The organism is Pseudomonas sp. PDM05 (assembly GCF_014851685.1).
Taxonomy (GTDB): domain Bacteria; phylum Pseudomonadota; class Gammaproteobacteria; order Pseudomonadales; family Pseudomonadaceae; genus Aquipseudomonas.
Window position 1 is genome coordinate 22,904 of record NZ_JACVAC010000007.1, and the last position, 26,750, is coordinate 49,653.

Sequence of the window (26,750 nt, forward strand, 5' to 3'; positions counted from 1 at the left end):
ATGTCCCAGCATCGCATTTTTAGTTGGATTTGGTGCAACTAAGCTCTGTGCATCCTTTGAATCGACTGCTGGAGCTGCCCGATGTTGTCCACCCTCAAACGCTTGACCCTGGCGACCGCCGCGCTGGCCTTCGCCGCGCACGCCGCCGCAGCCGACCTGACCCTTGAGGTGTACAACCCAGGCGAAGCCGCGATCTTCCCGGTCAGCTCGGTGCTGGTCAGCGGCGCCAAGGACGCGATTCTGGTGGACGCGCAATTCGGCAAGGCCCAGGCCGAGCAGCTTGTGCAGAAGATTCGCGCCAGCGGCAAGCACTTGACCACCATCTACATCAGCCACGGCGACCCGGACTACTACTTCGGCCTGGACACCCTCACCACTGCATTCCCCGATGCCAAGGTGCTCGCGCCGCAACCAGTGGTCGACCACATCAAGGCCACCGTGGCCGGAAAACTGGAATTCTGGGGCCCGAAAATGGGCGCCGACAAGCCGGCTAAAACCATCGTGCCGGACGTGCTGCCAGGCCATAGCCTGAGCCTCGAAGGCCAGCAACTGGAAGTCATCGGCCTGGACGGCGCGCAGCCGGATCGCAGCTTTGTGTGGATTCCTTCAATCAAGGCCGTGATCGGTGGCGTGGTGGTCGCCGAGAACATTCACCTGTGGATGGCCGACACCCAGAGTGCCCAGTCCCACAAAGACTGGCTGGCGACCCTGCAGCGCATCCAACAGCTCAAGCCACGCAGCGTGATCCCGGGCCACTACCTCGGCACGCCGACCCTGAAATCGGTGGCGTTCACCGCCGACTACATCAAGGCCTTCGACATCGAAACCGCCAAGGCCAAAGACTCCGCCGCACTGATCGCGGCCATGAAAAAGCGTTACCCGACCCTCGCCGACGAAAGCTCGCTGGAACTGAGCGCCAAAGTCGCCAAGGGCGAAATGAAGTGGTGAATGGTTTTAACCCCCTGACTGACTGGAGAAGATCATGAGCAAGATTGCAATCATTGGGGCTACCGGCCGTGCGGGTAGCCAACTGCTGGAAGAAGCGTTGCGTCGTGGGCACAGTGTCACCGCCATCGCGCGTAATACCGACAAGATCGCCGCGCGCCCTGGCGTCACGGTCAAGCAGGCCGATGCGCTGGACGCCCAGGCCCTGCAGGCAGCGGTCAGCGGCAACGATGTGGTGATCAGCGCGGCACACTTCGCCACCCTGCCCGCCAGTGCGGTGATCGGGCCGGTGAAAAAAGCCGGGGTCAAACGCCTGCTGGTGGTGGGCGGCGCGGGTTCGCTGCTGTTGCCCGATGGCAGCCGCGTGATTGACAGCCCGGGCTTTCCGGCCGAGTACAAGGCTGAGGCCAGTGCCGGCGCTGAATTTCTGGCGGCGCTGCGTCAGGAGCAGGAACTGGATTGGACCTTCCTGTCGCCGTCGGCGGAGTTCGTGGAGACCGAGCGCACCGGCCAGTTCCGTGTGGGTCAGGATGATTTGCTGGTGAGCAGTGAAGGTCGTAGCTGGATCAGTTTTGCGGACTATGCGATTGCGTTGATCGATGAAGTTGAATCGCCAAAACACTCGCGCCAACGTTTCACGGTGGGCTACTGACACAACGCGGTAAAACCTGTGGGAGCTGGTTTATGTGGGAGCGGGCTTGCCCGCGATGGCGGCGGGTCAGCTACATCTGTGCTGACTGACAGGCCGCCTTCGCGGGCAAGCCCGCTCCCACAGTTGGATCTGCGGTGTCAGGACGATTGTGCCTCGCTGACCAACCAATCCATTAACGCTTCAAGCCCTTGCGACGGCACCGTCCCAGGCGGATACACCAGGTAATACCCCATCCCCGTCGGCACCCTCAGCGCAAAGGGCATCGCCAATCGTCCCGCCTTCACATCCTCGCCAATCAACGCGCTGTCGCCAATCGCCACGCCCGAGCCTTGGGACGCCACGGTCATCGCCAGGTCCAGCGTTTCGAAATGATGCCCCTGGGCCAGGTTGCTCAAGCGGGTGTTTGCCGCGCTCAACCACAACGCCCAATCCCGTTCGTCCCGCGTGGGGTGCAGCAGCACCTGTCGCTGCAGATCCGCCGGGCTGTGCAAGTCGCCGAGCAGCGTGGGCGCGCAGACCGGGGTGAGTTGTTCATCGAACAAATGCCGCGCCTCGGCCGGCTGCTCGGCGATGGGCGCATAGATCAGCGCCGCGTCGAACTGCTCACGGCGAAAGTCCACGGTGTAGGCCACGGTGGTGGTGAGCTCCACCGGAACCTGCGGGCGCTCCTTTTGCCATTGCATCAGGCGCGGCAGCAACCAACGCATCACACAGGTGGAAGCCTTGAGTTGCAGGGTCTGGCGACGGCCGCCGATCTGCTCCACCGCCTCACCGATCAGGCCGAATACCTGTTGCACCCGTAGTGACCATTCGCGGCCCTCGTCGGTAAGGCTCAAGCCACGCGCCTGGCGCTGGAACAGCGTGTAGCCCAGATGACTTTCCAGCCCGGCGATCTGTCGGCTGACGGCGCCTTGGGTGATGTGCAATTGCTCGGCGGCGCGGGTGAAGTTGCAGCACTGGGCGGTGACCCAGAAGGTGTGCAACGCGGGCAACGGCGGAAGGCGTTTCATTGGAGGCGCAGCCATGACGTGGAGACATGGCTAGTATGACTTTTTATCGATTGTTGCCGCTACCGGCCAGCCGCTCCAATACCGCCTCGAATCCATAACAAGAGCGACCTCAATGGCGACCTGCGGCGAAGTATTGGTCAACCTCCTCGAAGGCTATGGCGTGGACCAGGTGTTCGGCATCCCCGGCGTGCACACCGTGGAGTTGTATCGCGGCCTGGCCCGTTCCAGCATCCGCCATGTCACCCCGCGCCATGAACAGGGCGCCGGTTTCATGGCCGACGGCTACGCACGCACCAGCGGCAAGCCCGGCGTGTGTTTCATCATCACCGGCCCCGGCATGACCAACATCACCACTGCGATGGGCCAGGCGTATGCCGACTCGATCCCGATGCTGGTGATTTCCAGCGTGCAGTCGCGCAGCCAGCTGGGCGGCGGGCGCGGCAAGTTGCATGAGTTGCCGAACCAGGGCGCGATGATGGCCGGCGTGGCGGCGTTCTCCCATACCTTGATGTCGGCAGCCGAGTTGCCCGGCGTATTGGCGCGGGCGTTCGCGCTGTTCCAGGCCGGGCGGCCGCGGCCGGTGCACATCGAGATTCCGCTGGATGTGTTGGTGGAAAACGCCGACGCACTGCTCGGCAGCGAGCCGGTCAGCGTGGCGCGTGCCGGGGCGGCGCCGGCAGCGGTCAAGCAGATGAGCCAGTTGCTGGCGGCGGCCAAGCGGCCGTTGATCCTGGCCGGTGGCGGTGCCATCGATGCGGCCCCCGAACTGACCCGGCTGGCAGACGCGCTGGGGGCGCCGGTGGCCCTGACCATCAACGCCAAAGGCATGCTGCCTTCGACTCACCCACTGCTGATCGGCTCGACCCAGACCCTGCTCGCCACCCGCGCCCTGGTCGCCGAAGCGGATGTGGTGCTGGCCATCGGCACCGAGCTGGCCGAGACCGACTACGACGTCACCTTCGCCGGCGGTTTCAAGATTCCCGGCGCCCTGCTGCGCATCGACATCGACGCCGACCAGACCGTGCGCAACTACCCGCCGCAAGTGGCGCTGGTGGCCGACGCACAGATCGCCGCCGAGGCGCTGCTGAGCGAGCTGAACCGCCAACCACTGGCCCCACGCGAGGCCAACTGGGGCGCACCGCGCGTTGCCCGGTTGTGGGCCGAACTGGCGCCCACCTGGGACGCCGCCACCCGCGCGCAAACCCTGTTCCTCGACACCGTCCTGCAAGAACTGCCCGATGCCGTCATCGTCGGCGACTCCACCCAACCGGTGTACAGCGCCAACCTCACCTTGAACCTCGACCACCCGCGCCGCTGGTTCAATTCGTCCACCGGCTACGGCACCCTGGGCTACGCCCTGCCCGCCGCGATCGGCGCCTGGCTGGGACGTGGCACCGGGCAACCGGTGGTGTGCCTGATCGGTGACGGCGGCGTGCAATTCACCCTGCCGGAACTGGCCAGTGCGGTGGAGGCACGCACGCCGATCATCGTGCTGCTGTGGAATAACCAGGGCTACGAAGAGATCAAGAAATACATGCTCAACCGCGCCATCGACCCCGTCGGCGTAGACATCTACACCCCCGACTTCATCGGCGTGGCCAAGGCACTGGGCTGCGCCGCCGAGAGCATCCAGGGCATCACGCAATTGCGCGCCGCGTTGCGCGCCGCCATTGATCGCCAAGGGCCGACGCTGATTGAAATCGACCAGGGACTTTGGATGCAGGAGGTGGCGGTATGAACGGCGTGTTTATCAACGGTGAATGGCTGGCCGGTGGCGAGATGCTGGAGGTGATCAACCCGGCCACCGAAGCGGTGTTGGCGCACGTCAGCGTGGGCAATGCCGCGGCGGTAACGCGGGCGGTGGACGCGGCCAGTGCGGCATTCGGCGACTGGTCGAAAAGCACTGGCAGGGACCGCGGCGCACTGTTGCGCAAGGTCGCCAAAGGCGTGGCCGAGCAGCGCGAACCGCTGATGCAGTTGCAATCGAGCAACAACGGCAAACCGCTGTTTGAGGCGGGTATCGATGTAGACGACGTGATCGCCACCTTCGAGTACTACGCCGCGATTGCCGAGGACATGGACGCCGGGCAGGACCGTCCGGTCGAGTTGCCCACCACGGATTTCAGCGCACGCTTGCGCCGCGAACCGTGCGGCGTGGTGGGGCTGATTGTACCGTGGAATTTTCCGATGGTGACCACCGCCTGGAAACTCGCGCCGGCCCTCGCCGCCGGCTGCTGCGTGGTGCTCAAACCGTCGGAGGTCACGCCGTTGGCCGAGCTGCAACTGGCGCGGATCATCGCCGCTGCGGGCTTCCCGGCGGGCGTGTTCAACCTGGTCTGCGGCACCGGCCTGGCGGTGGGTGCGCCGCTGGCAGCGGACCGGCGCGTGGCGAAGATTTCCTTCACCGGCAGCAATGCCGTGGGGGTGCAGGTGATGCAGCGCGCGGCCGAAACCATCAAGGGCGTAAGCCTGGAATTGGGCGGCAAATCTTCGCTGCTGGTACTGGCCGATGCCGACCTCGACCTCGCCGTAGAGCTGGCGTGCGGCGGTGGTTTTTTCAACGCGGGACAGATCTGTTCGGCGACCAGCCGCGTGCTGGTGGCCGACAATTTGGCCGACGAATTCCTACGCCGTTTGCAGCTGCGCGCTGAAGGCATCCGCGTGGCAGATCCGTTTGCCGACGAGGTGGAAATGGGTGCGCTGATCAACCGTGCGCAATACCAGCGCGTGCTCGGGCACATCAGACGCGGTATCGAGGACGGCGCGCGGTTAGTCTGCGGCGGTGAGCGTCCGGCGCAACTGACGCAGGGCTTTTTCATCCGGCCGACGGTGTTTACCGATGTGCCCTTGGACAGCGCGTTGTGGAACGAAGAGATCTTCGGCCCGGTGCTGTGTGTCAGACGTTTTGCCACTGAAGCCGAGGCAATTGCCTTGGCCAACGACAGCGATTTCGGGCTGGTGGCCAGTGTGGTCAGCAGTGATGCCGAAACCGCCGCGCGCGTGGCCAATGGGTTGCAGGCCGGGCTGGTGTGGATCAATGCACCGCAGGTGATCTTCCCGCAGACGGCGTGGGGTGGTTACAAGCAGAGCAGCATCGGCCGCGAGCTGGGGCCGTGGGGGTTGGCGGCGTTTCAGGAGGTCAAGCATGTGATCAGGCCCACCTGACACTGAAGTTCGCCTGTCGGCGCGAGATTGTGTGGGAGCGGGCTTGCTCGCGAATGCAGTGTGTCAGTCGCTGAAGGTATTGACTGATACACCGCTTTCGCGAGCAAGCCCGCTCCCACACAAGCCAGTTTCCGCATTTAGAGAGGTGGTGTGTCAGCGACCTGCATTTTTTCAATAGTGCCTGCGACTTTCTGATTTGCCCCCCTGCCCCGCCCGTGGCCTGATTCGCCCTTGTTCACTCAAGGCAGGCCCATGGAAAACGTTCACGCAAAACCCACCACCGCCGTTTGGCTGATGATCAGCGTGGTGCTGGTCGCCCTTAACCTGCGCCCCTCGATGGCGGCGGTCGGCCCGTTGTTGTCGTCGATACGCGGCGAGGTGCCGTTGAGTTTCAGCAGTGCCGCCTTGCTGACCATGTTGCCGGTGATGGCCATGGGGCTGGCGATGTTTTTTGGCATGGGCGTGGCCAAGCGCATTGGCGAGCACCGCAGCATTGTGTGGTCGCTGGTGGTGATTGGCGTGGCGACGCTGTCACGGTTGTTTTTGGATTCGGCGCTGGAGTTGATCGTCAGCGCGATTGCCGCCGGGGTCGGGATCGCCTTGATCCAGGCGTTGATGCCGGCGCTGATCAAGTCGCGCTTCAGCGATAACGTCTCGCTGTTCATGGGCTTGTACGTCACTGCGATCATGGGCGGCGCGGCATTGGCGGCGTCGTTCGCGCCGTTCGTGCAGGTGCAGACCGGCAGCTGGCGCATCGGCCTGGCCGTGTGGGCGCTGCTCGCGCTGCTGGCCCTGGTGTGCTGGTACAAACAGCGCGCAGCATTGCCGCCGTTGCCCCACGCCGCTGCCGGCGCGCAGGAGTCGTTTTTCGGCAACCGCCGCGCCTGGCTGCTGGCGGTTTTTTTTGGGCTCGGTACAGCGTCCTACACCTGTGTACTGGCGTGGCTGGCGCCGTACTACGTGGAGCAAGGCTGGAGTGAACAGAACGCCGGTTTGCTCCTGGGTTTTCTGACGGCGATGGAAGTGGTTTCCGGCTTGGTCACCCCGGCTATCGCCAACCGTCGCCAGGATAAACGCGGTGTGGTCGCCGTGTTGCTGGTGCTGATCATCCTGGGTTTCTGCGGCCTGATCCTCAGCCCGCAACACCTGAGCCTGCTGTGGCCGTGCCTGCTCGGCCTGGGCATCGGCGGGCTGTTCCCGATGAGCCTGATCCTGTCGCTAGACCATCTGCACAACCCGCGCCGCGCCGGTGGCCTGACTGCGTTTGTGCAAGGCGTGGGCTACCTCATTGCGGGCTTGTCACCGCTGATCGCCGGGATGATCCGCGACCAGTTGGGCAGCTTCGAATGGGCTTGGTGGTCGCTGACAGCGGTAGTGGTGGTGATGCTGCTGATCGTCACGCGCTTCGACCCCAGGCATTACGCCCGCCATATCCGCTGACGTCGTGTTGCCAACAGTATTTGTCTCACGCCAAACATAGAAACGCCCTACAGAGCTTTCTAATGGTACGGCCGTTCCGTTAAGCTTTTGCGCTGTCTTGTACTGAGTTCGGTACAACGGGTTTACGGACGAAACCGATGTTAAACAGTAACTTGCTCAGAAAGCTCGATATGCAGGACTTGATGGTGTTTATCGCCGTCTACGACCAGAGCAGCGTTACCGACGTGTCCGAAACACTGTTCGTCAGCCAGTCAACCGTGAGCTACAGCCTGAAGAAACTGCGCACCAGTTTTGAAGATGAGCTGTTTATCAACACGCGGGCGGGCATGCGTCCGACGTACAAGGCCACCAGCATGTATGGCCATGTGCAGAAGATCCTTGAAAGCATCAACCTGTGCCACGCCGGTGGCCAGGCGTTTGATCCGACGCAAAAGGCGGTGACCTTCAATGTGTGTGCTCCGGAGTATTTCGAGCAGTTGATCCTGCCGCGCCTGCTGAAGAACTTCGACCGCGCCGACCTGCCGGTGATCGTCAATGTGCAGAAACTGGAAACCGACATCCCGGCCGACGACCTGCGCGAAGGCCGCCTGGATCTGGTGATCTGCTTCGGCCCGCACTTTCACCGCGCCCACAAAGACTTCAAGACCCAGATGCTGCTGGAAGACGACCTGGTGTGCGTATTCGACAAGCGCTCGGCGCCGAAAGAGCCGGCGTTCAGCCTGCAATCCTTCATCGAACGGCGCCACGTATTTCCCACGCCGTGGACCTCCGACACCAACATGATCGACGGCTGGCTCGCGCGCCAGGCCCACAAGCGCCAAGTGATTGCCCGCGCCAACAGCTATAGCGCCGCGCTGAAGATGATCACCGGCACTGACTTTATCGTCACCCTGCCGCGCCGCGTGCAGAAGCTGCTGGCCCCCGCCACTGTGTTTGGCCACTGCGAGGCGCCCAACGGGTTGCCGGGGTTCACCCTGGATATGCAATGGAACGAAACCAGTGAGCAGGACAGTGCCAATACGTGGTTTCGTGAGCAGGTGGTGAAAGTCTGCGCTGACCAGGGCTTGCTATAACGCTTTGCGGTGAGGGAGCTTGCTCCCTCGCCACAAGGGGTTGTGGGTCAGCCGATGGCGACTTTGCTGTAGGAATCGCGATCTATATCCAGCAGTTCGACGCTCAATTGAACCTGCACGCCTTCAGGCCACACATTGAGCTCCTGCAACACAGCCAGCAGGCTTTCCGAGAGTTGCTTCTTGGCCTGCGGCGAACGCCCACTGAGCAATGCCAGGCGCACCGCAACAAACCCACGCTCGTTCAGGCCGGTGCCGACACGGAAATTCTCGACCTTGCACGCACGGCTCTTGATGTCGAACTCGGCGCCGAACTGACCGGAGGCCACCAACGCATGGTTCAGGCGCAACAAGGCCTTGTCGGTGTCCAGTTGCGTCAGGTTGGCGGTGTATTCCAGGTGCAGGTGCGGCATGGGTGTCTCCGAGGCTAACGTAGGAAGATTTCTAGATATATCACGGATAAACGCCTCAGGCTTGGGTTGCCAGGCCGCGGTCACTCATAAACGCTTCCAGTCGTGAACGCACCCAGCGCTCGGCCGGGTCGGTGTCCACGTGGCTGAGCCAGACCATGGACAAATCCAGGGTTGGCGTCTCGAACGGAAACGGCTCGCAGAACAGGTTGCCCGACACGGCCATGGCCTCGGCGGTGTAGTCCGGCAGGCTGGCGATCAGATCGGTGCCGGCCAGCAGCGCCGGCAATGCGCTGTATTGCGGCACCGATAACACCACCTGGCGCTTGCGGCCGATCTCTGCCAGCCACTCATCGGCAAACCCGGAGACATTGGCGGTGTGGGACACCAGCACATGGGGCCGTGAGCAATATTCATCGAGGGTCAGCGGTGTGTCGGACGCGTCGGCGCGCAGGATGCGCGGGCGGATATGGCGCAGCAGTTTGCGCTTGGCATTGGCCGGCAGGCCACGGGTCTGGGTGATGCCCACGGTGATGTCGCCAGACGCGAGCAGATCGGGAATGCGCCAGTAGTCGACGTGCTGCACCACGAACACCACCTTCGGCGCTTCGCTGCGCAGACTGCGCAGCAAAGGCGGCAGCAGGCCGAACTCGACATCGTCGGACAGGCCGATACGAAAGGTCATGGAACTGATCGAGGGGTCGAAATCGTGAGTCAGGCTCAAGGCTGACGACAGCGAATCCAAAGCCGGCGACAAGTGCTGGATGATTTCCTCGGCGCGCGCGGTGGGTTCCATGCGATGACCGACGCGAATGAACAGCGGATCGTTGAACAATGTGCGCAGACGGTTGAGCGCCGAACTGATGGTGGGCTGGCCGAGAAACAACTTCTCCGCGACCCGCGTGACGTTGCGCTCCAGCATCAGTGCTTCGAAGACCACCATCAGGTTGATGTCGGCCTTGCGTAATTCATTGCGATTCATCGGCGCCTGCCCTTTCCCCACGACAAGCCGCAGTGTAGGAAGCCCGCGGGGCTGCGTCTATGTGCACACTGTTCATCCGGCGGCTTTGGGACTATAAATCAGCGCTTGAAGGTCGCGGGAACACCATCGTGTGGGTCATTATCGCCTTGGCCATTGTCGTGGCCGGGTTCTGTATCTGGGTTGTTCAGTTCATCGCCTCCCCCACCGTGAGGACGCTACTGCGCGTGTTCATCGGTTTGTGCCTGGCGGCGGTGATCGCCTTTGTGGTGCTGGCGGCGGGGTTTCCGACGTCGTTGCTGGTGTAGTGCCCTTTTTGTCTGCTTGTGGAATGGATGCCCTGCTGTGATAAAACCAACCCTCTGCCTCGCCTCGCTGCTGTTGATGGCCAGCTACCGCCCAGGGCTGCTACCTCTGCCCACTACCGACAAGGACCGCCAACCATGAAATTTGCCTACACCATCATCTACGTGCCCGACGTGGCCGCCTCCCTGGATTTTTTTGAAAAAGCCTTCGGCTTCAGTCGCCGTTTCCTGCATGAATCCGGCACGTATGGCGAGCTGGAAACTGGCGAGACCACGCTCTCGTTCGCTGCCCATGAACTGGGGGAGATGAATTTCCCCGGCGGCCATGTGCAGGCGCATGCCTCCAAGCAGCCCTTGGGCATGGAGGTGGGGTTTGTGACTGAAGACGTGCTCGTCGCCCATGCCAAGGCCCTTGAACACGGCGCGACCGAACTGTCGGGGCCGAGCGCCAAGCCGTGGGGGCAAGTGGTGTCGTATGTACGCTGCCCGGATGGGACGCTAGTGGAGTTGTGCACACCTATCCAAGGCTGAACATAGAAACCCTGTGGGAGCGGGCTTGCTCGCGAAGGCGGTGGGTCAGTTGAAGTATCTGTAACTGACACACCGCCTTCGCGAGCAAGCCCGCTCCCACACAAGCCCGCTCCCACATTTGATCTTCACCGCCGAGGGATCAGGGTTTGAGCGGACGCTCCTGATCCCGTTCGGAAAGTTCTGTACCGTCGTCTGGATGCTTCCAGGTCTGTGGCTTTTCTTCCTCACGTCGCCGGGGTTGCTCACCCTGTGGCACTTCCCGTGGTTTCTGTTTGTCAGTCATGTCCATCTCCGGTCCTTAAAAATGGGTCGCACCTTCAAGCATAGAACAGCGTCGGCATTTGCGGCGGGGCCGGCCATTGACAACCAACGCGCATCAATCCATCCAAATTTGTCACTTTTCATTTCTAAATGTGTCAGCCACTATTCTAGGTCTTAAGCGAAACAAGCACTTTTAAAAGAACGCTGGAGACACAAAACCATGACTAGTCCAACCCGGCCCGACGCTGCCCACTCTAAAGTTGGCGCGGTATTTCGCGTGACTTCGGGTAACTTCCTTGAACAGTTCGACTTTTTTCTGTTCGGTTTCTACGCCACCTACATTGCTGCCGCGTTCTTCCCCGCCGCTAATGAGTTTGCGTCATTAATGATGACCTTCGCCGTGTTCGGCGCAGGGTTCCTGATGCGTCCATTGGGCGCGATCATCTTGGGCGCCTACATCGATGACGTCGGCCGCCGCAAAGGGTTGATCGTGACCCTGTCGATCATGGCCAGCGGCACGCTGTTGATCGTGCTGGTGCCCGGTTATCACAGCATTGGCCTCTGGGCGCCGTTGCTGGTGCTGCTGGGACGCCTGCTGCAAGGCTTCTCGGCCGGCGCGGAGCTGGGCGGTGTGTCGGTGTACCTGGCCGAAATGGCCACCCCGGGCCGCAAAGGCTTCTACACCAGCTGGCAGTCGGGCAGCCAACAGATCTCCATCGTGGTCGCCGCCGCACTCGGTTACGGCCTGAACGTGTGGATGGAGCCCTCCGTGGTCGCCGATTGGGGCTGGCGCATTCCGTTTGCCGTCGGTTGCGTGATCATTCCGTTCATCTTTGTGCTGCGGCGCAACCTGCAGGAAACCGAAGAGTTCGCCAACCGCAAGCATCGCCCGACCATGCGCGAAGTGCTGGCCACCCTGGTGAAGAACTGGAGCGTGGTCATCGGCGGCATGCTGATGGTGGCGATGACCACCACCGCGTTCTACCTGATCACCGTGTACGCGCCGACCTTCGGCAAGACCGTGCTGCAACTGAGCACGTCCGACGCGCTGCTGGTGACCTTGCTGGTGGCCGTGTCGAACTTTGTCTGGCTGCCCATCGGTGGCACCTTGAGCGACCGTTTCGGGCGCAAGCCGGTGCTGATCGCCATGACGACGCTGACCGTTCTCACGGCTTACCCAGCACTGTCCTACGTGGTGAACGCACCCAGCTTTGCCCATATGCTGGAAACCCTGCTGTGGTTCTCCTTCCTGTATGGCATGTACAACGGCGCAATGATCCCGGCCCTTACCGAGATCATGCCGGTGGAAGTGCGCGTGGCCGGTTTCTCCCTGGCCTATAGCCTGGCGACCGCGATCTTCGGCGGTTTCACCCCGGCGATCTCCACCTGGTTCATCCACATCACTGAGGACAAGGCTTCGCCGGCCTACTGGATGATGTTCGCCGCAGCCTGCGCGCTGTGCTCGACCCTGGCCCTGTATCGCCGCGCCAACAGTCGCGGCCAGGTGATGCAGGGGACGGCATGATGAAGCCGCTGCTCAATACCCTGACGGCCCTGGCCCTCGGTGCGCTGGCGCTGGCGGCCCAGGCCGAGGAGCTCAAGGTGATGACCTCCGGAGGTTTCACCGCTGCCTATAAACTACTGGGCCCGCAATACGCCCAGCAGAGCGGCGACACCCTGGACACCATTCTCGGCCCGTCGATGGGCAAGGCACCGGAAGCGATTCCCAACCGCCTGGCCCGTGGCGAACACGCTGACGTGGTGATCATGGTCGGCTACGCCCTGGATGACCTGATCAAGCAGGGCAAGGTCGACAAGGCCTCCCGCGTGGAACTGGCGGACTCGCGCATCGGCCTGGTGGTGAAGGAAGGCGCGCCCAAACCGGCGATCGGCACCGATGCCGAGCTCAAGGCAGTGCTGAGCAAGGCCAAGTCCGTGGCGTATTCGGACAGTGCCAGCGGTGTGTATGTCGAGAAGGAGTTGTTCCACAAACTCGGCATGCCGGCCAAGGGCAATATGATCGAACGCATCCCGGTGGCCTCGGTGGTCGCGAAGGGGGACTACGAAGTCGGTCTACAGCAGGTCGCGGAATTGTTACCAGTGCCAGGGGTGACTTACGTCGGAAAAATCCCGGAGGACGTGCAGTCTGTGACGCGTTTTGCGGCGGGTATTCCCGTCAATGCCGAACACCCGGCGCAGGCCAAGGCGTTGCTGCAATTCCTCGCCTCGCCCGCAGCGCAACCGGTGGTGCAATCCACCGGCCTGGACTCGGTGTCACGCTGACCGAAACGGCATCTCCCGCACCAATCGCTCCAACTCCAGCGCCGCCGGCGGCAACGTCCGTCCGCGGCGCTTGATCAAGCCCACGTTGCGCATCACCTGCGGTTCCACCAACGGCACACTGACCAGCAGCGGGTGTTCGTTCGCCGGCATGGCAATCGAGGGCACCATCGCCACCCCCAACCCCGCCTCTACCAGCCCGATCATCGTGGTCACGTGGTGCGTCTCGCAGATGCTCGGCTTTTTCACCCGCACGCCTCGCAGCGCCTGATCCAGCAGGGAGCGGTTGCCTGAAGTCTTATCCACGGTGATGTAGTCATGTTCGTAGGCCTCGGCCCACGGCACGCTCTCACGCCCGGCCAACGGATGATCACGGCGACACGCCAGCACATAGCGCTCCTGCAGCAGCAACTCGAACTCCACTTCATCAGCCAGGCTGCCGCTGAAACTCACGCCAAAGTCCGCCTCGCCACTTCCCACGGCGTTGCACACTTCACCGGCGCTCGCATCCAGCACGCGCAGGCGAATTTTCGGATACAGCTTGTGGAATTCGGAGATCACGTGGGGCATGAAGTAATACGCGGTCGACGGTACGCAGGCGATGGTGACATTGCCCATGCGCGTGGAGGCAACGTTACTGATGCCCATCAGCGCGATGTCGAGGTCGTCGAGCATGCGCTCCACCTGCGGCAGGAAAGCGCGGCCGACCATGGTCAGGCTGACCCGCCGTGTGGTGCGCTCGAACAGCTTGACGTCGAGGGCGGACTCGAGCTTTTCGATACGTCGGCTGAGCGCCGGCTGCGAGATTCGGATCGCCTCGGCAGCGCCGCGAAAGCTGCCCTTGTCTACCACGGCGCGGAAGGCTTGGAGGTCGTTGAGGTCGAAGTTGATGATCACGAAGAAGGGCCAGTGAGGTCGATTTGTCGGCCATTATCGTACGAATGCAGCGGCAACAGGCCTGCGCGCATTTAAAAAACCCCCTCACCTGCGTAGTCTGCATGCCGAATCCTATCGACCGAGCGATCAATGACCTCCCGATTCCATAACAAAAACCCATTGCGTCTCTGGCGACTCGGGGCGTGCCTCATCGGTGCTCCGGTTATCGCCGCCCTCGGTTTCTTCGCCTGGCAAAGCTTCTACCCCGTGAGTGCGGCGAGCGGTTGGAGCGTTCAGGTGGTACACCGCGACGTGGCGAAAGCGGCATCGCTGATGCCGTTGCCGAACGGCTCACTGATGGTCAGCCAGGAACTCGACAAGGGTCAGGGCAGCATCGTGCGCATCCACCCCGACGGATCGCGCGAGGTGGTGGTGGCCAACCTGTCAAAACCCGACGGCATTGTGCCAACCCGCGGCGGCTGGGTGTTCAGCCAGGAGTCCGCCGACTTGCCCGTCAGTTTCTACAAGGACGGCGTGGTCACCGAACTGTTCAAGGGTGACAGCGTGCAAGGCGTGTGGGTTGAGGGCGACGACCTTTACGCCATCGAAGACCGCAAGCCGGCCGGGCGCCTGCTGCGTTACCGCTGGAGCGACCAGTCTCTGACCGTGCTGCGCGACCAGGTGCAGGAAGGCGAAGCCATCGTGCGCTGCACGGACGGCCGCCTGCTCTACAACGAGAAGAAAAAGGGCGTGGTGCGCGAGCTGACCGCCGACGGCAGTGACCCAGTGGTGCTGGGCAATTTGAACCAGCCGACCTTCCTGATGTGCGACGAGCGCGGGCTGTGGATCAATGAAGATGCCACGCACCGGGCGCGATTGCTGCTGATTGATAAGCAGGGGCGCCAGCAGACCATTCTGTCGTTCCTCAAAGCCCCGCAGTCGATTGTGCCTACCGGACGCGGGACTTATCTGGTGGCCGAGGGCGGGAGAAACCGCGTGCTGGAGCTGACGCCTGAGTAACATCTCCCGCGACGTAGATCACGGCCGCTGAAATCGCGATACCCGCGAACGACAATACTGAGAACGTCGAAACCTCCCCCGAGTCGGTTTGAAATGAAAAAAATTCTAATCGCCTGCGTGCTGATCACTTGCCTGACCGGCTGTGTCGGTGCGCAACTTTCACTTCCCGAGCCAAAAAACGCAGCCGCTCCAGATCAGCGGGAATCATCCACCAAAGAAACCGAACGCCAATGGTGCGGCATGACGCTTTGGGTTGGGTTGCCACTGCCGCTGCAACTTCCCGTTTGCCAGTCACGCCCTCCTCCGTCCTACCTATACGCATGCGGTCCTTTCATGTTCCTGGGACCGATCATGCACAGCTACGAGGGGAATGCCTTGTGTGGAAAGTTTCTTTGAGAGCCATCGGCATACACGCACGCGGGGCACACCCCGGTGCCTGCGAGCGCGCCTGCCAGACGCTTCGCATCGATAGCACTGATGATTACTATCGAAACGAGCGCCTGCTCGATATTCGCAACCGATTCCTATAATCCCCTCCCTGACTCCCTCCCCTCGCCTGGCTTCAGGCGACATTCACCTCGGAACCCACCATCATGCCAAGCGCCAGCCAGGCCCCTAGCGGCCTTCCCGAACATAATCAGCAAAGCGTCAAACAGCAGTGGCTGGCCATTCTTTCAGTGGCCGTTGGCGCCTTCGCCCTGGTGACCAGCGAGTTTCTCCCGGTAGGCGTACTCAACGACGTCGCCAGCGACCTGGGTATCAGTGCCGGGCATGCCGGACTGATGGTAACCCTGCCCGGCATCATGGCCGCCCTCGCCGCGCCTTTGCTGTCGGTGTTCATTGGCGCCATGGACCGTCGCTACCTGCTGATCAGCCTGACGCTGATCATGATCATCGCCAACTCGGTCGTGGCCTTTGCCAGCGACTTCAACCTGCTGCTGTTCGGTCGCGTACTGCTGGGCATCAGCATTGGCGGGTTCTGGGCCACGGCCATCGCCCTCAGCGGCCGCCTGGCGCCCAAAGGCGTGGGTGTGGCGAAGGCCACCTCGATCATCATGATGGGCGTGACACTGGCCACCGTGTTGGGCGTGCCCGTAGGCACCTGGCTCAGCGGCTTGATGGGCTGGCGCATGACTTTTCTGGTGACTGCACTGGTTGGCGTGCCGGTGTTGCTGGCGCAGGTCTTCCTGCTCCCACGGCTGACTCCGGAAAAAGCCATCCGCGTGAGTGACCTGCCGGCCTTGTTTATCAACCCACAAGCCCGGGTCGGATTGATCGCCGTATTGCTGATCGGTCTGGCGCACTTTGCCGCCTATACCTACGTCGCCCCTTTCTTCAAACAGAGTGCCGGTTTCGATGGGCCGACGATCGGCTCGCTGCTACTGCTCTATGGCGTGGCCGGCGTGCTGGGCAACATCTTTGCCGGTTTCGCCGCCAACCGCAGTGTGCGCAATACCCTGCTGCTGGTCGCACTGATGATCGGCACCAGCACCGCCCTGTTCCCCCACTTCGCCACCGGCATGACCGGCGCAGCGATGCTGATCGCACTCTGGGGCTTCGCCTTCGGCGCCTTCCCGGCCTGCGCCAGCATCTGGATGTTTGTCGTGGCACCCAAGGACGTCGAACGCGGCATGCCGCTCTTCGTCGCCTTGTTCCAGGTGATCATCGCCCTGGGCTCGTTCTTCGGCGGACGGATCGTCGATCAGATGGGCAGCTCGGTGTTGTTGAGCCTGGCCACGGCGTTGGTCGGGGCGGGTTTTGTGACGGTGCTGGTGCTGGGTCGCAAGGTGAGCAATAGCCTGGTGGCTCAACCGGCCTAAACGGAAAGTCGTTGACTAAAAAGCCTGCTGAGCATTGAGCCCAGCAGGCTTTTTTGTTTCAGGTGAGCAACATGACGGCCAATCTTCGTCATGCCTCCTCACACAATGGCGCGCGTGCCCCCACGCCTCTGAACTAGCCTTGGAAGGTCGCCGACGTGGCGACTGGCTGACAAGGAGCTTATATGCCAACGAGGTATCGGGATGCGGTCACGGGAGAGTACGTGACAGAAAGTGAGGCGAAAAAAAGACCACGGGAGACGGTGAAGGAGACGGATAAAAAGCCTGCGTCAAAGCCGAAGGATTTGAGTAGTACAGCGGAGTAATGAAATCCGAAAACAAAAAAGCCCCGTAGACTTTGGTCTACGGGGCTTTTATTTGTATGGCGGAGAGATAGGGATTCGAACCCTAGGTACCGGTGAAGGTACAACGGATTTCGAATCCGTCCCATTCGGCCACTCTGGCATCTCTCCAACGGCGCGCATCATAACAGCGTGGTTCAGGAAAGCAAAGCTCGAAGCGAGATTTTTTTCCGTGCTATCAGATGCTTGCGTCGATTAAAGCGGTACGCCAAGACGATTGGCGACTTCTTCGTAGGCTTCGATAACGTCACCGAGGCCCTGGCGGAAGCGGTCTTTGTCCATCTTCTTCTTGGTGTCCTTGTCCCACAGGCGGCAGCCGTCCGGGCTGAATTCGTCGCCCAGGACGATGGAGCCGTCGTGGAACACACCGAATTCGAGCTTGAAGTCCACCAGCAGCAGGCCGGCGTCGTCGAACAGCTTGCTCAGCACGTCGTTGACCTTGAGGGACAACTCCTTCATGCGCGCCAGTTGTTCAGCGGTGCCCCAGCCGAACGCCACGACGTGGGATTCGTTGATGAACGGGTCGCCCTTGGCGTCGTCCTTCAGGAACAGCTCGAACGTGTAAGGGTTGAGCTTGAGGCCCTCTTCCACGCCCAGGCGCTTGACCAGGCTGCCGGCAGCGTAGTTACGCACGACGCATTCGACCGGGATCATGTCGAGCTTCTTGACCAGGCACTCGTTGTCGCCCAGCAGTTTGTCGAATTGGGTCGGAATGCCGGCCTCTTCGAGCTTCTGCATGATGAAGGCGTTGAACTTGTTGTTCACCATGCCTTTGCGATCAAGTTGTTCGATGCGCTTGCCGTCGAACGCCGAGGTGTCGTTGCGAAACAGCAGGATCAGGCGGTTGGCGTCGTCGGTCTTGTACACCGACTTGGCTTTGCCGCGGTAGAGTTCTTCACGTTTTTCCATGATGGGCTCCGCTTTGAGTGAGGTGGGCTAGGCGATGTGTCGCCAGTCGAGCCCTGAATCTTGATCGGCCAGTTGCAGCCAGTCCGGGTCGCACCCGAGGGTGTCGACAAAACATTGCCGGGCAAGCGTCGGCAGGTTGTTCTTGCTGCTCAAGTGGGCCAGGACCAGATGTTGCAGGTCTTGCCAGCCCAACTCATACACCAGGTATGCCGCCTGGTGGTTGTTCAAATGTCCCAGTTCGCCGCCGACCCGCTGCTTGAGAAAGTACGGGTAATGACCACGAGCCAGCAGGTCCCGACAGTGGTTGGCCTCGATCATCAACGCATCGAGGTCGCGGTAGCCGTCCAGCACCTTGGAGCAGTAGGACCCCAGGTCAGTAAGCACGCCGAAACGCCGCTCACCGCCACTGAAGACATACTGCGTCGGTTCCTGGGCGTCATGTGCGACGGCAATCACGTCAATGCTCAACGCACCGATCTGCAGTTGCTCGCCACCGGCCAGGAAACCTCTAGGCTCGATAGGTTTACGCATCCCGCGCAGGGTGCCGCGACTGAGGTACACCGGAAGATTGTAGCGCCGAGACAGCAAACCCACGCCATGCACGTGGTCGGCATGTTCGTGGGTTACCAGAATCGCGCTCAGCTGCGCGGGGTGTACCCCCAGGCGCAGCAGGCGCCGCTCGGTTTCTTTTAACGAGAAACCACAATCCACCAGCACATACGTGTCGTCATGTGCGACCAGCGTGCCGTTCCCTTGGCTACCGCTGCCGAGAACGGCAAAACGCATCGGATCAGCCCAGGTTGTCCTGAATCACGCCCAACACTTTGCGCGCTGTCTCAGCCGGCGCAACGGTGTTGATGTTCTTCTCGACGGTGACTTGCACGCTTTCGCCAACCTTGCTCAAACGAACCTGGTAACGCTCGGCGCGGGTCTCGATTTCTTCCTTGGTCGGTTTGCTGCCGAACAGCTTGCCGAAGAAACCTGGCTCGTCGTCTTTACGCTCGGCTTTTTCAGCCACGTTGATGTAGTACAGGCCCAGGCTGCGGTTGATGTCTTCAACACGCCAAGGGCCCTGCTCCAGGGCGCGACCAACACTGGCCCACGCACGGTCGAGGTCTTCGCCGAGGTTCAGCACCACGTTGCCGCTGCCGTCCTCGGTGAGGCTGACACGGCTCGGAGTATCGTAATCACGTGCGGCGAGCAGGGAGACCGAACCGCCCTTCTCGGAAATACGGCTCATGCTGGCCAGCATTTCGTCGACCAGTGCCGAATCAACACCGGTGTTGACCGAACGGTTGGTGAAATCAACGTTGGCGGTGCTGCCGGCAGGACGCTCGGCGCTGACCACATAGACTTCGCTGGTATTACGCTGTACACCCGGCTCGATGCGCACACGCACACGGGTTTCGCTGTCGGAGGCTACGCCACCGGCCTGCAGGCGCTTGGCCATGGTGGCGGACAGTTCGTTGCCCTGCTGCCATGCCGTGGTGAATTCACCGGTCTGTGGACGCTGCTGGTCGATGCGGAAACCGTTGTCCTGGAAGAACTGCACTGCCACTGGCCAGACTTCGGCGGGTGGACGCTGAGCCACGATCCAACGCGAATCACCGCTCTTCTGCAGGCTGTAATCGCTGGCATCGGCCACGGCCGAGATCGGCTGTGGACGTGGCACAACGTACTCACCCTTGGTGGTGTCGTCGGCGACATTGCGCGGGATCGGCAGCAACGGGTCAAGGCGCTTGGCGACGTTGACGTCCGGTGGCAGTTGCATCGGTTTGGTTGCTTGTGCTTCCAGGTAATCGCTGCCGCGGTCACGGAAGTAGCCTTCCGGGCCCCAGATCCAACCGCAGCCACTGGTGCTGGAGATAATCAAGGCAAGTGCGGAAAGTCCGGCCAATCGCTTCATGCGTAGTGCTTCCTCAATTAAACCAGGACGCCGGACTGGCGCAGGGCCTGTCGCAGCGGTTCATGACAGGCTTCGCTCAGACGGGTGAGCGGCAGACGGATACCGTCCGGCATCATGCCCATTTCAGTCAGCGCCCACTTCACGGGAATAGGGTTGGATTCGATAAACAGTGTCTTGTTGAGCGGCATCAGCTTCTCGTGGATCGCGCGGGCGGTCACGGCGTCACCGGCGATGGCGGCGGCGCACATTTCGCTCATGGCACGCGGGGCCACGTTGGCGGTCACGGAGATGTTGCCTTTGCCGCCCAGCAGCATCAGTTCGACAGCGGTGGCGTCGTCACCGGAATACACCAGGAAATCGCTGCTCACGCCGGCCAGGATGTCCTTGGCGCGTTGCAGGTCGCCGGTGGCTTCCTTGATACCGATGATGTTCGGTACGGTGGACAGGCGGATCACCGTCTCGGCCTTCATATCACACGCGGTACGACCCGGTACGTTATAGAGGATCTGCGGGATGTCGACCGCTTCGGCAATGGCGCGGAAATGCTGGTACAGGCCTTCCTGGGTCGGCTTGTTGTAGTACGGCGTCACCAGCAGGCAGGCATCGGCGCCGGCCTTCTTGGCGTTTTTGGTCAGCTCGATCGCTTCGCGCGTCGAGTTGGCGCCCGTACCGGCGATCACGGCAATGCGGCCCGCCACACGCTTGACCACGAATTCGATGACCTGGATGTGTTCTTCCACATCGAGGGTGGCCGACTCACCTGTGGTGCCGACCGCCACAATGGCGTTGGTGCCTTCTTGCAGGTGGAAGTCCACCAGTTTGCCCAGGCTGTCCCAGTCGAGATGACCTTGTGCATCCATGGGTGTGACCAGTGCCACCATACTGCCCGCAATCATGCAACCGCTCCTGCCGGAAAAAGAGAGCCGTAATGGTACTGGCGCCAAGATGCTTGCACAAGCAAAGTACCGCCTGAGGATGCGTTCTGGCGCAACTAAACGACAGGCAATGCCATCATTGGGCCAAAGGCTGCCTCCAAGCGCGTCGAAATCCGGCCGTTCACGCAATGAAAACGCCACCTCCTAGCCCTTGGCGACGGTTTTCGCTACCCTTCATCCTTTGATCGATACAGCCCACGCGGTATCGACCGCTCATCGCTTTAGGAAGGCTGCATGTCCACCCCCACAGTTCGCGAACAATTCCTTGTTATCAGTGCCCTCGGCGCCAACCCCATGGAGCTGACCAACGTCCTGTGCCGCGCCAGCCATGAGAACCGCTGCGCCGTCGTGACCTCCCGCCTGACCCGCCACGGCGAGTGCAGCGCGCTGGTCCTGCAGATTTCCGGCTCCTGGGACGCCCTGGCGCGCCTGGAAACCGGCCTGCCCGGCCTGGCCAAGAAACACAACTTCACCGTCAACGTGGTGCGCAGCGCCGCCCTGGAAAACCGTCCGCAGGCCTTGCCCTATGTGGCGTATGTCAGCTCGGCGTACCGTTCGGACATCGTCAACGAGCTGTGCCAGTTCTTTATCGACCACAACGTCGAGCTGGAGAACCTGACCTGCGACACCTACCAGGCACCACAAACCGGCGGCACCATGCTCAACGCCACGTTTACCGTGACCTTGCCGGCTGGTGTACAGATCAGCTGGTTGCGCGACCAGTTCCTGGACTTCGCCGATGCCCTGAACCTCGACGCATTGATCGAGCCATGGCGCCCACAGAACCCTATGTAAGGAACGCCCCATGCCGGTTGTCATCGACACACCCGTAGCCGATTTCGAAGCTCAGGCCACCAGCGGCCAGACCTTCAGCCTCGCCGCCCTCAAGGGCAAGCAAGTGGTGATCTACTTCTACCCCAAGGACAGCACCCCGGGCTGCACCACCGAAGGCCAAGGGTTCCGTGACCACTACGCAGCGTTCAAGGCGGCCAACACCGAAGTGTTCGGGGTGTCGCGCGACAGCGTGAAGTCCCACGAGAACTTCAAGGCCAAGCAGGAATTCCCCTTCGAGCTGATCAGCGACAAGGACGAAGCGGTCTGCCAGCTGTTTGATGTGATCAAGCTGAAGAAGCTGTATGGCAAGGAATACCTGGGCGTGGATCGCAGCACGTTCCTTATCGACAAGGATGGCGTACTGCGCCAGGAATGGCGTGGCGTGAAGGTGCCTGGGCATGTGGATGCCGTATTGGCCGCAGCACAATCCTTGAACAAAGCATAACTGTAGTGAGCGCGCTTGCCCCGCGCTGGGGGGGCGAAGCCGCCCTAAACCCAGGCACCTCGGTGTATCAGTAAGACCGCGGCGGTTGGATTTGGGGCGGCTTCGCCCCCCAGCGCGAGGCAAGCCCGCTCACTACAGCGGCCCGTTACAACAGTGGCGCTACCACGGGTTCTTGCCGAGGCCAGGCATCCAGCACCGCCTTGAACAGCGTCGCCAGGGGAATCGCAAAAAACACTCCCCAGAATCCCCACAACCCGCCGAACAACAGCACCGCGCAGATGATCGCCACCGGGTGCAGGTTGACCGCCTCCGAAAACAGCAGCGGCACAAGCACGTTGCCATCCAGGGTCTGGATGATCCCGTAGACCGCCATCAGGTAGATGAACTGATCACTCCAACCCCACTGGAACAGCGCGATCAGCGTCACCGGCACCGTCACCACCACGGCGCCGACATAAGGGACAACCACCGAGACCCCCACCAACAATGCCAGCAGCGCGGCGTAGTTCAGGTCCAGGGCGATAAAGGCGATGTAGGTCACGCCGCCGCAAATAATGATCTCGATGACCTTGCCACGGATGTAGTTGGCGATCTGTCGGTTCATCTCCTCGGCCACCCGCGTGATCAGCGCCCGCTCGCGCGGCAGGTAGCCGCGCACCCAGCGGCCGATCATGGCGCGGTCCTTGAGGAAGAAAAACACCAGGATCGGCACCAGCACCAGGTAGATCATGATGTTGACCAACAACGGCAAGCTGGACAGGGAAAACGTCAGCGCCCACTGACCGAACTTTCCGATCTCGCCGCGCGCCACTTCGATGGCCTGCAACACCTGCTCGTCCGACACCAGATGGGGGTAACGCTCCGGCAACAGCAGCAACAACGACTGCCATTTGGCAAGCATGCCCGGCAGCTCGTTGAACAGGGTGATCAGCTGATGCCACAGCAACGGCAACACCACCACGATAAACAGCACCAGCAGCCCCATGAACAAGGCAAATACCAACCCCACCGCCACACCGCCCGGCAAGCGCAACCGCTCAAGGGTTGTGACCAGGCCCTGCATCAGGTAAGCCAGCACCATCCCTGCCAGGACCGGCGCCAGCATGCCACCCAAAGTGAGCACCGCCGTAAAGGCCAGGAACAGCAGGACGGCCAGCACTACCGCTTCCTCATCGGAGAAGTAGCGCTGAATCCAGTCTCGTAACACTTTGAACATCAATAGACCTCAGGTGGTGGGGGCGAACGGTTCAGGCCTTGCGCAACCAGTAACGGTACACACCGGCGGCGTCCTCTTCGTGCAGCAGGGTGTGACCGGCCAGTTTGGCAAACGTCCGGAAATCACGCTGGGAGCCTGCATCCGTGGCGATTACCTTGAGCACCGCGCCGCTGGCCAATCGATTGAGCTCCAGCTTGGCCTTGAGCAAAGGCAACGGGCAATTGAGGCCGCTGGCATCGAGTTCGGCATCAAAGGCTACAGCGTCGGTCATGGTTTTACTCCGGGCACGGGTTTGAGCTGCTTAGAATATCTGGTCCGAAGCTCAGTGTCCGGCTACAGTAAGCTCTTTGTCGAAAGGCTCTGTGCATGACTTTTTTGCGCCCCACCCTGCTGACGCTGGCTTGCCTGCTGGCCTCCCCAGGCTTCGCTGACGACCTGCCGTCACTTGGCGACGCCAGTTCTGCCATTGTCTCGCCACAACAGGAATACCAGCTGGGCCGTGCCTGGCTGGCCTACTTGCGGGGCCAGGTCTCGCAACTGAATGATCCGCAACTCAAGGATTATGTCGAAACCAGCGTGTACAAACTGGTGGAGACCAGCCAGGTCAATGACCGGCGCCTGGAGTTCATCTTGATCAACAGCCCGCAACTCAACGCCTTTGCCGCACCTGGCGGGATCGTCGGGGTCAACGGCGGCCTGTTCCTCAATGCGCAGACCGAGGGGGAATACGCCTCGGTACTGGCCCACGAATTGGCTCACCTGTCCCAACGCCACTTCGCACGCGGTGTGGAAGCGCAGCAGCGCATGCAGATCCCGATGATGGCCGCCCTGCTCGGCGGCATCATTGCCGCTGCCGCAGGTGCAGGTGACGCCGGCATTGCCGCGATTGCCGGCACCCAGGCCGCTGCCATCCAGGAACAGCGCCGCTTCTCGCGCCAGAACGAGCAAGAAGCCGATCGCATCGGCATCCTCAACCTGGAAAAAGCCGGTTACGACCCGCGCTCCATGCCGACCATGTTCGAACGCCTGATGCGCCAATACCGCTTCGACGCCAAGCCACCGGAATTCTTGCTGACGCACCCGGTGACCGAATCGCGGATCGCCGACACCCGCAACCGCGCCGAGCAAGCCAAATCCGGCGGCAAGGAAGACAGCCTGCGCTATCAACTGATTCGCGCACGGGTGCAGTTGCAATACGAGGACACACCAGGCCTTGCGGCCAAGCGTTTCCAGGCGCAATTGGACGAGAACCCGAAAAACGATGTGGCGCGTTATGGCTTGGCCATCGCGCAGATCAAAGGCTCCCAGTTCAAGGAAGCGCGGGAGAACCTCGCACCGTTGCTGGCCAAGGCGCCCAACGACATCACCTACAACCTGGCTCAAGTCCAACTGGACATCGACAACAACCGCCTGCCGGATGCGCAACAGCGTACGGATCGGATGCTCACGCAATATCCCGGCAACTATCCGTTGAATCAGGTGCGCGTGGACCTTCTGCTGAAACAGAACCGTACCGCCGATGCAGAGAAAGCCTTGGACGGTTTGCTCAAGTCCCGCCCCGATGATCCCGATGTCTGGTATCAGGTCGCCGAAACGCGCGGCTTGTCTGGCAACATCATTGGCCTGCACCAGGCACGCGCCGAGTACTTTGCGCTGGTGGGCGACTTCCAGCAGGCCATCCAGCAGTTGGACTTCGCCAAGCGCAGGGCGGGCAGCAATTTCCCGTTATCGTCACGCATCGATGCACGCCAGCGTGAACTGATCGAACAGGAACGCCTGGTGAAGGGGATGATGAGCTAACCCACCCATCGCCCACAAAAAAGCCCCGCCCTCGTCAACCGAGGGCGGGGCTTTTAATTGAGCTAGCGGATTATTCGGCCAGCTTGAAGGTAATGAAGCTGGCACGCCCCTGGCGCAACACACGCATGGACACCGAACGATTCTTCGGCAACGCCTTGGCGATGTCGGTGAATTGCTTGGTGGTTTCAATGGCCTGGTTGTTCAGGTGAGTAATGACGTCGCCTGGTTGCAGGCCGATCAGTGCCGCAGGACCGTCCTGCACTTCCTTGATCACCACGCCGCTCTTGAGGTCGAAGCTTTTCTTCTGCTCGTCGGTCATCTCGACCACAGCAATACCCAGGCGGTTGCTGCTGCGCTCGGCACCAGGCTTGGCGTTGCCCAGGGCATCGAGGGTGGCGCCCTCTTCGGGGATGGCACCGACGGTCAGTTCAACGGTCTGGCGCTTGCCTTCACGAATCACTTCCAGCTTGGCCTTGGCGCCGGCCTTGAGCGCGCCGACCAGATGCGGCAGGTCGGCCGACATGACAATTGGCTGGCCATTCATGCTCAGAATCACGTCGCCGACTTGCAGGCCACCCTTGGCTGCCGGGCCACCGTCCTGAATCTGCGCGACCAGGGCACCGGCCGGCTTGTCGAGGCCGAAGGACTCAGCCAGATCCTTGTTCACTTCCTGGATCACCACGCCCAACCAGCCACGGCTGACCTTGCCACCGCTCTTGAGCTGATTGGAAACGTCCATGGCCACATCGATCGGGATGGCGAACGACACGCCCATGAAACCACCTGAACGGGTGTAGATCTGCGAGTTGATCCCCACCACTTCGCCGGCCAGGTTGAACAGCGGACCACCGGAGTTGCCCGGGTTGATCGGCACGTCGGTCTGGATGAACGGCACGTAGTTCTCGTTCGGCAGGCTGCGCCCAATGGCGCTGACAATGCCTTGGGTCACGGTGTGGTCAAAGCCGAACGGCGAACCGATGGCGACAACCCACTGCCCGGCTTTCAAGTCCTGGGATTTACCCAGCTTGAGAACCGGCAGGTCCTTGCCATCGATCTTCAGCAAGGCCACGTCGGAACGCGGGTCAGTACCCACCAGCTTGGCTTTCAGCTCACTGCGATCCGCCAGGCGCACGAGAATCTCGTCAGCATCGGCAATCACGTGGTTGTTGGTGAGGATGTAACCATCCGGCGAGATGATGAAGCCCGAGCCCAGGGACTGCGCCTCACGCTGGCCACCGCCACCGCGGGGCGAACGCTGTTGCGGCATGCCGCGCTCGAAGAACTCGCGCAGCATCGGCGGCAGGCCTTCCAGGTCCGGCATCTGCTGATTGGAAACTTTGCGGTCCGGCAGTTTCTGCGTGGTACTGATGTTCACCACCGCAGGCGAGGCCTGCTCAACCAGTTGGGTGAAGTCAGGCAACTCGGCCGCTTGCGCAGGCAAGGCCTGACCCAGCACCAATACCGTGGCGACTATGGATAGATAAGACTTCAAACGTGGTATCGACATACAGCTCCCGTTACGACGAGCAGGGTTGAGCGACAGGGTTCAAGAAACGCCGAAAACTGCGACCGACATTTTTGT

At 61.6% G+C, this 26,750-nt stretch carries 27 protein-coding genes and 1 tRNA gene; 15 read left to right on the plus strand and 13 right to left on the minus strand.

The genetic code is table 11. From position 1 onward, the window contains the following. Positions 1-81: 81 nt before the first annotated feature. On the plus strand, positions 82-948 hold the full coding sequence (locus IB241_RS15295; RefSeq protein ID WP_192299138.1) for an MBL fold metallo-hydrolase: 867 nt from the start codon (positions 82-84) through the stop codon (positions 946-948). 34 nt (positions 949-982) lie between these two features. Further along, positions 983-1,597 (plus strand): NAD(P)-dependent oxidoreductase, encoded by a 615-nt coding sequence (locus IB241_RS15300; protein WP_192299139.1) that lies wholly within the window; start codon positions 983-985, stop codon positions 1,595-1,597. Positions 1,598-1,734: 137 nt separating this feature from the next. Here IB241_RS15300 and IB241_RS15305 read toward each other — a convergent pair whose 3' ends face one another. Then, positions 1,735-2,607, minus strand: a complete 873-nt coding sequence (locus IB241_RS15305; protein WP_192299140.1) for a LysR substrate-binding domain-containing protein — start codon at positions 2,605-2,607, stop codon at positions 1,735-1,737. A 112-nt stretch (positions 2,608-2,719) separates the two neighbouring features. Between IB241_RS15305 and IB241_RS15310 the strand changes: the two genes are divergently transcribed. From IB241_RS15310 to IB241_RS15325, 4 genes are all read left to right on the plus strand, one after another. Next, on the plus strand, positions 2,720-4,345 hold the full coding sequence (locus tag IB241_RS15310) for a 5-guanidino-2-oxopentanoate decarboxylase (protein WP_192299141.1): 1,626 nt from the start codon (positions 2,720-2,722) through the stop codon (positions 4,343-4,345). Continuing rightward, on the plus strand, positions 4,342-5,772 hold the full coding sequence (locus IB241_RS15315) for an aldehyde dehydrogenase family protein (RefSeq protein ID WP_192299142.1): 1,431 nt from the start codon (positions 4,342-4,344) through the stop codon (positions 5,770-5,772). Before IB241_RS15310 ends, IB241_RS15315 begins: the two co-directional genes overlap by 4 nt. 252 nt (positions 5,773-6,024) lie before the next feature. After that, positions 6,025-7,212, plus strand: coding sequence for a cyanate transporter (locus tag IB241_RS15320; protein ID WP_192299143.1), 1,188 nt, complete (start codon positions 6,025-6,027; stop codon positions 7,210-7,212). Between the two features lie 137 nt (positions 7,213-7,349). After that, positions 7,350-8,285: a LysR family transcriptional regulator gene (locus IB241_RS15325; protein WP_192299144.1), complete on the plus strand. Its 936-nt coding sequence runs from the start codon at positions 7,350-7,352 to the stop codon at positions 8,283-8,285. A 47-nt stretch (positions 8,286-8,332) separates the two neighbouring features. On the opposite strand, the gene IB241_RS15330 is transcribed toward IB241_RS15325, so the two are convergent. Further along, on the minus strand, positions 8,333-8,695 hold the full coding sequence (locus IB241_RS15330) for a 5-carboxymethyl-2-hydroxymuconate Delta-isomerase (RefSeq protein ID WP_192299145.1): 363 nt from the start codon (positions 8,693-8,695) through the stop codon (positions 8,333-8,335). A 55-nt stretch (positions 8,696-8,750) separates the two neighbouring features. Beyond that, a complete protein-coding gene (locus tag IB241_RS15335; protein WP_192299146.1) occupies positions 8,751-9,674 on the minus strand; it encodes a LysR substrate-binding domain-containing protein in 924 nt (307 codons plus the stop codon). A gap of 128 nt (positions 9,675-9,802) precedes the next feature. On the opposite strand from IB241_RS15335, the gene IB241_RS15340 reads away from it, so the two are divergent. Together IB241_RS15340 and IB241_RS15345 are read left to right on the plus strand one after the other, a co-directional pair. After that, a complete protein-coding gene (locus tag IB241_RS15340; protein WP_192299147.1) occupies positions 9,803-9,979 on the plus strand; it encodes a hypothetical protein in 177 nt (58 codons plus the stop codon). A 135-nt stretch (positions 9,980-10,114) separates the two neighbouring features. Continuing rightward, positions 10,115-10,507 (plus strand): VOC family protein, encoded by a 393-nt coding sequence (locus IB241_RS15345; RefSeq protein WP_192299148.1) that lies wholly within the window; start codon positions 10,115-10,117, stop codon positions 10,505-10,507. A gap of 139 nt (positions 10,508-10,646) precedes the next feature. On the opposite strand, the gene IB241_RS15350 is transcribed toward IB241_RS15345, so the two are convergent. Continuing rightward, complete coding sequence (locus IB241_RS15350; RefSeq protein ID WP_192299149.1) at positions 10,647-10,790, minus strand: hypothetical protein; 144 nt, start codon at positions 10,788-10,790, stop codon at positions 10,647-10,649. A 198-nt stretch (positions 10,791-10,988) separates the two neighbouring features. Between IB241_RS15350 and IB241_RS15355 the strand changes: the two genes are divergently transcribed. Continuing rightward, positions 10,989-12,293 carry an MFS transporter gene (locus tag IB241_RS15355; RefSeq protein ID WP_192299150.1) on the plus strand — a complete coding sequence of 435 codons (1,305 nt, stop codon included), beginning with the start codon at positions 10,989-10,991 and terminating at the stop codon, positions 12,291-12,293. Next, complete coding sequence (locus IB241_RS15360) at positions 12,293-13,051, plus strand: substrate-binding domain-containing protein (RefSeq protein ID WP_192299382.1); 759 nt, start codon at positions 12,293-12,295, stop codon at positions 13,049-13,051. The genes IB241_RS15355 and IB241_RS15360 overlap by 1 nt, the downstream gene beginning before the upstream one ends. On the opposite strand, the gene IB241_RS15365 is transcribed toward IB241_RS15360, so the two are convergent. Continuing rightward, the gene (locus tag IB241_RS15365; protein ID WP_192299151.1) at positions 13,043-13,945 is read right to left on the minus strand and encodes a LysR family transcriptional regulator; all 903 of its coding nucleotides are present in this window, start codon (positions 13,943-13,945) and stop codon (positions 13,043-13,045) included. The genes IB241_RS15360 and IB241_RS15365 overlap by 9 nt on opposite strands. A 129-nt stretch (positions 13,946-14,074) precedes the next feature. On the opposite strand from IB241_RS15365, the gene IB241_RS15370 reads away from it, so the two are divergent. Both IB241_RS15370 and IB241_RS15375 read left to right on the plus strand, forming a co-directional pair. Beyond that, positions 14,075-14,944, plus strand: a complete 870-nt coding sequence (locus IB241_RS15370; RefSeq protein WP_225595516.1) for a hypothetical protein — start codon at positions 14,075-14,077, stop codon at positions 14,942-14,944. 593 nt (positions 14,945-15,537) lie between these two features. Continuing rightward, entirely contained in the window at positions 15,538-16,764 is a 1,227-nt protein-coding gene (locus IB241_RS15375; protein WP_192299152.1) for an MFS transporter, read from the plus strand. A gap of 380 nt (positions 16,765-17,144) precedes the next feature. Here IB241_RS15375 and IB241_RS15380 read toward each other — a convergent pair. From IB241_RS15380 to dapA, 5 genes are all read right to left on the minus strand, one after another. Next, positions 17,145-17,234: transfer RNA gene (locus IB241_RS15380), tRNA-Ser, on the minus strand. An 84-nt stretch (positions 17,235-17,318) separates the two neighbouring features. After that, complete coding sequence (purC, locus tag IB241_RS15385) at positions 17,319-18,032, minus strand: phosphoribosylaminoimidazolesuccinocarboxamide synthase (protein WP_003172493.1); 714 nt, start codon at positions 18,030-18,032, stop codon at positions 17,319-17,321. 27 nt (positions 18,033-18,059) lie between these two features. After that, positions 18,060-18,818: an MBL fold metallo-hydrolase gene (locus IB241_RS15390; protein ID WP_192299153.1), complete on the minus strand. Its 759-nt coding sequence runs from the start codon at positions 18,816-18,818 to the stop codon at positions 18,060-18,062. Positions 18,819-18,822: 4 nt separating this feature from the next. Beyond that, entirely contained in the window at positions 18,823-19,938 is a 1,116-nt protein-coding gene (gene bamC, locus IB241_RS15395; protein WP_192299154.1) for an outer membrane protein assembly factor BamC, read from the minus strand. Between the two features lie 17 nt (positions 19,939-19,955). Beyond that, positions 19,956-20,834 carry a 4-hydroxy-tetrahydrodipicolinate synthase gene (gene dapA, locus IB241_RS15400; protein ID WP_192299155.1) on the minus strand — a complete coding sequence of 293 codons (879 nt, stop codon included), beginning with the start codon at positions 20,832-20,834 and terminating at the stop codon, positions 19,956-19,958. Positions 20,835-21,107: 273 nt separating this feature from the next. On the opposite strand from dapA, the gene IB241_RS15405 reads away from it, so the two are divergent. Both IB241_RS15405 and IB241_RS15410 read left to right on the plus strand, forming a co-directional pair. Then, the gene (locus IB241_RS15405) at positions 21,108-21,668 is read left to right on the plus strand and encodes a glycine cleavage system protein R (protein WP_017137336.1); all 561 of its coding nucleotides are present in this window, start codon (positions 21,108-21,110) and stop codon (positions 21,666-21,668) included. Positions 21,669-21,678: 10 nt separating this feature from the next. Continuing rightward, positions 21,679-22,152: a peroxiredoxin gene (locus IB241_RS15410; RefSeq protein WP_192299156.1), complete on the plus strand. Its 474-nt coding sequence runs from the start codon at positions 21,679-21,681 to the stop codon at positions 22,150-22,152. Positions 22,153-22,297: 145 nt separating this feature from the next. Here the strand turns inward: IB241_RS15410 and IB241_RS15415 are convergent, their stop codons facing one another. After that, entirely contained in the window at positions 22,298-23,368 is a 1,071-nt protein-coding gene (locus tag IB241_RS15415; RefSeq protein WP_192299157.1) for an AI-2E family transporter, read from the minus strand. A gap of 31 nt (positions 23,369-23,399) precedes the next feature. Further along, positions 23,400-23,639, minus strand: a complete 240-nt coding sequence (locus IB241_RS15420; RefSeq protein WP_010212198.1) for a sulfurtransferase TusA family protein — start codon at positions 23,637-23,639, stop codon at positions 23,400-23,402. Positions 23,640-23,734: 95 nt separating this feature from the next. On the opposite strand from IB241_RS15420, the gene IB241_RS15425 reads away from it, so the two are divergent. Next, positions 23,735-25,168, plus strand: coding sequence for a M48 family metalloprotease (locus IB241_RS15425; RefSeq protein WP_192299158.1), 1,434 nt, complete (start codon positions 23,735-23,737; stop codon positions 25,166-25,168). Between the two features lie 70 nt (positions 25,169-25,238). Here IB241_RS15425 and IB241_RS15430 read toward each other — a convergent pair whose 3' ends face one another. Beyond that, positions 25,239-26,675 carry a DegQ family serine endoprotease gene (locus IB241_RS15430; RefSeq protein WP_192299159.1) on the minus strand — a complete coding sequence of 479 codons (1,437 nt, stop codon included), beginning with the start codon at positions 26,673-26,675 and terminating at the stop codon, positions 25,239-25,241. Positions 26,676-26,750 lie beyond the last annotated feature (75 nt).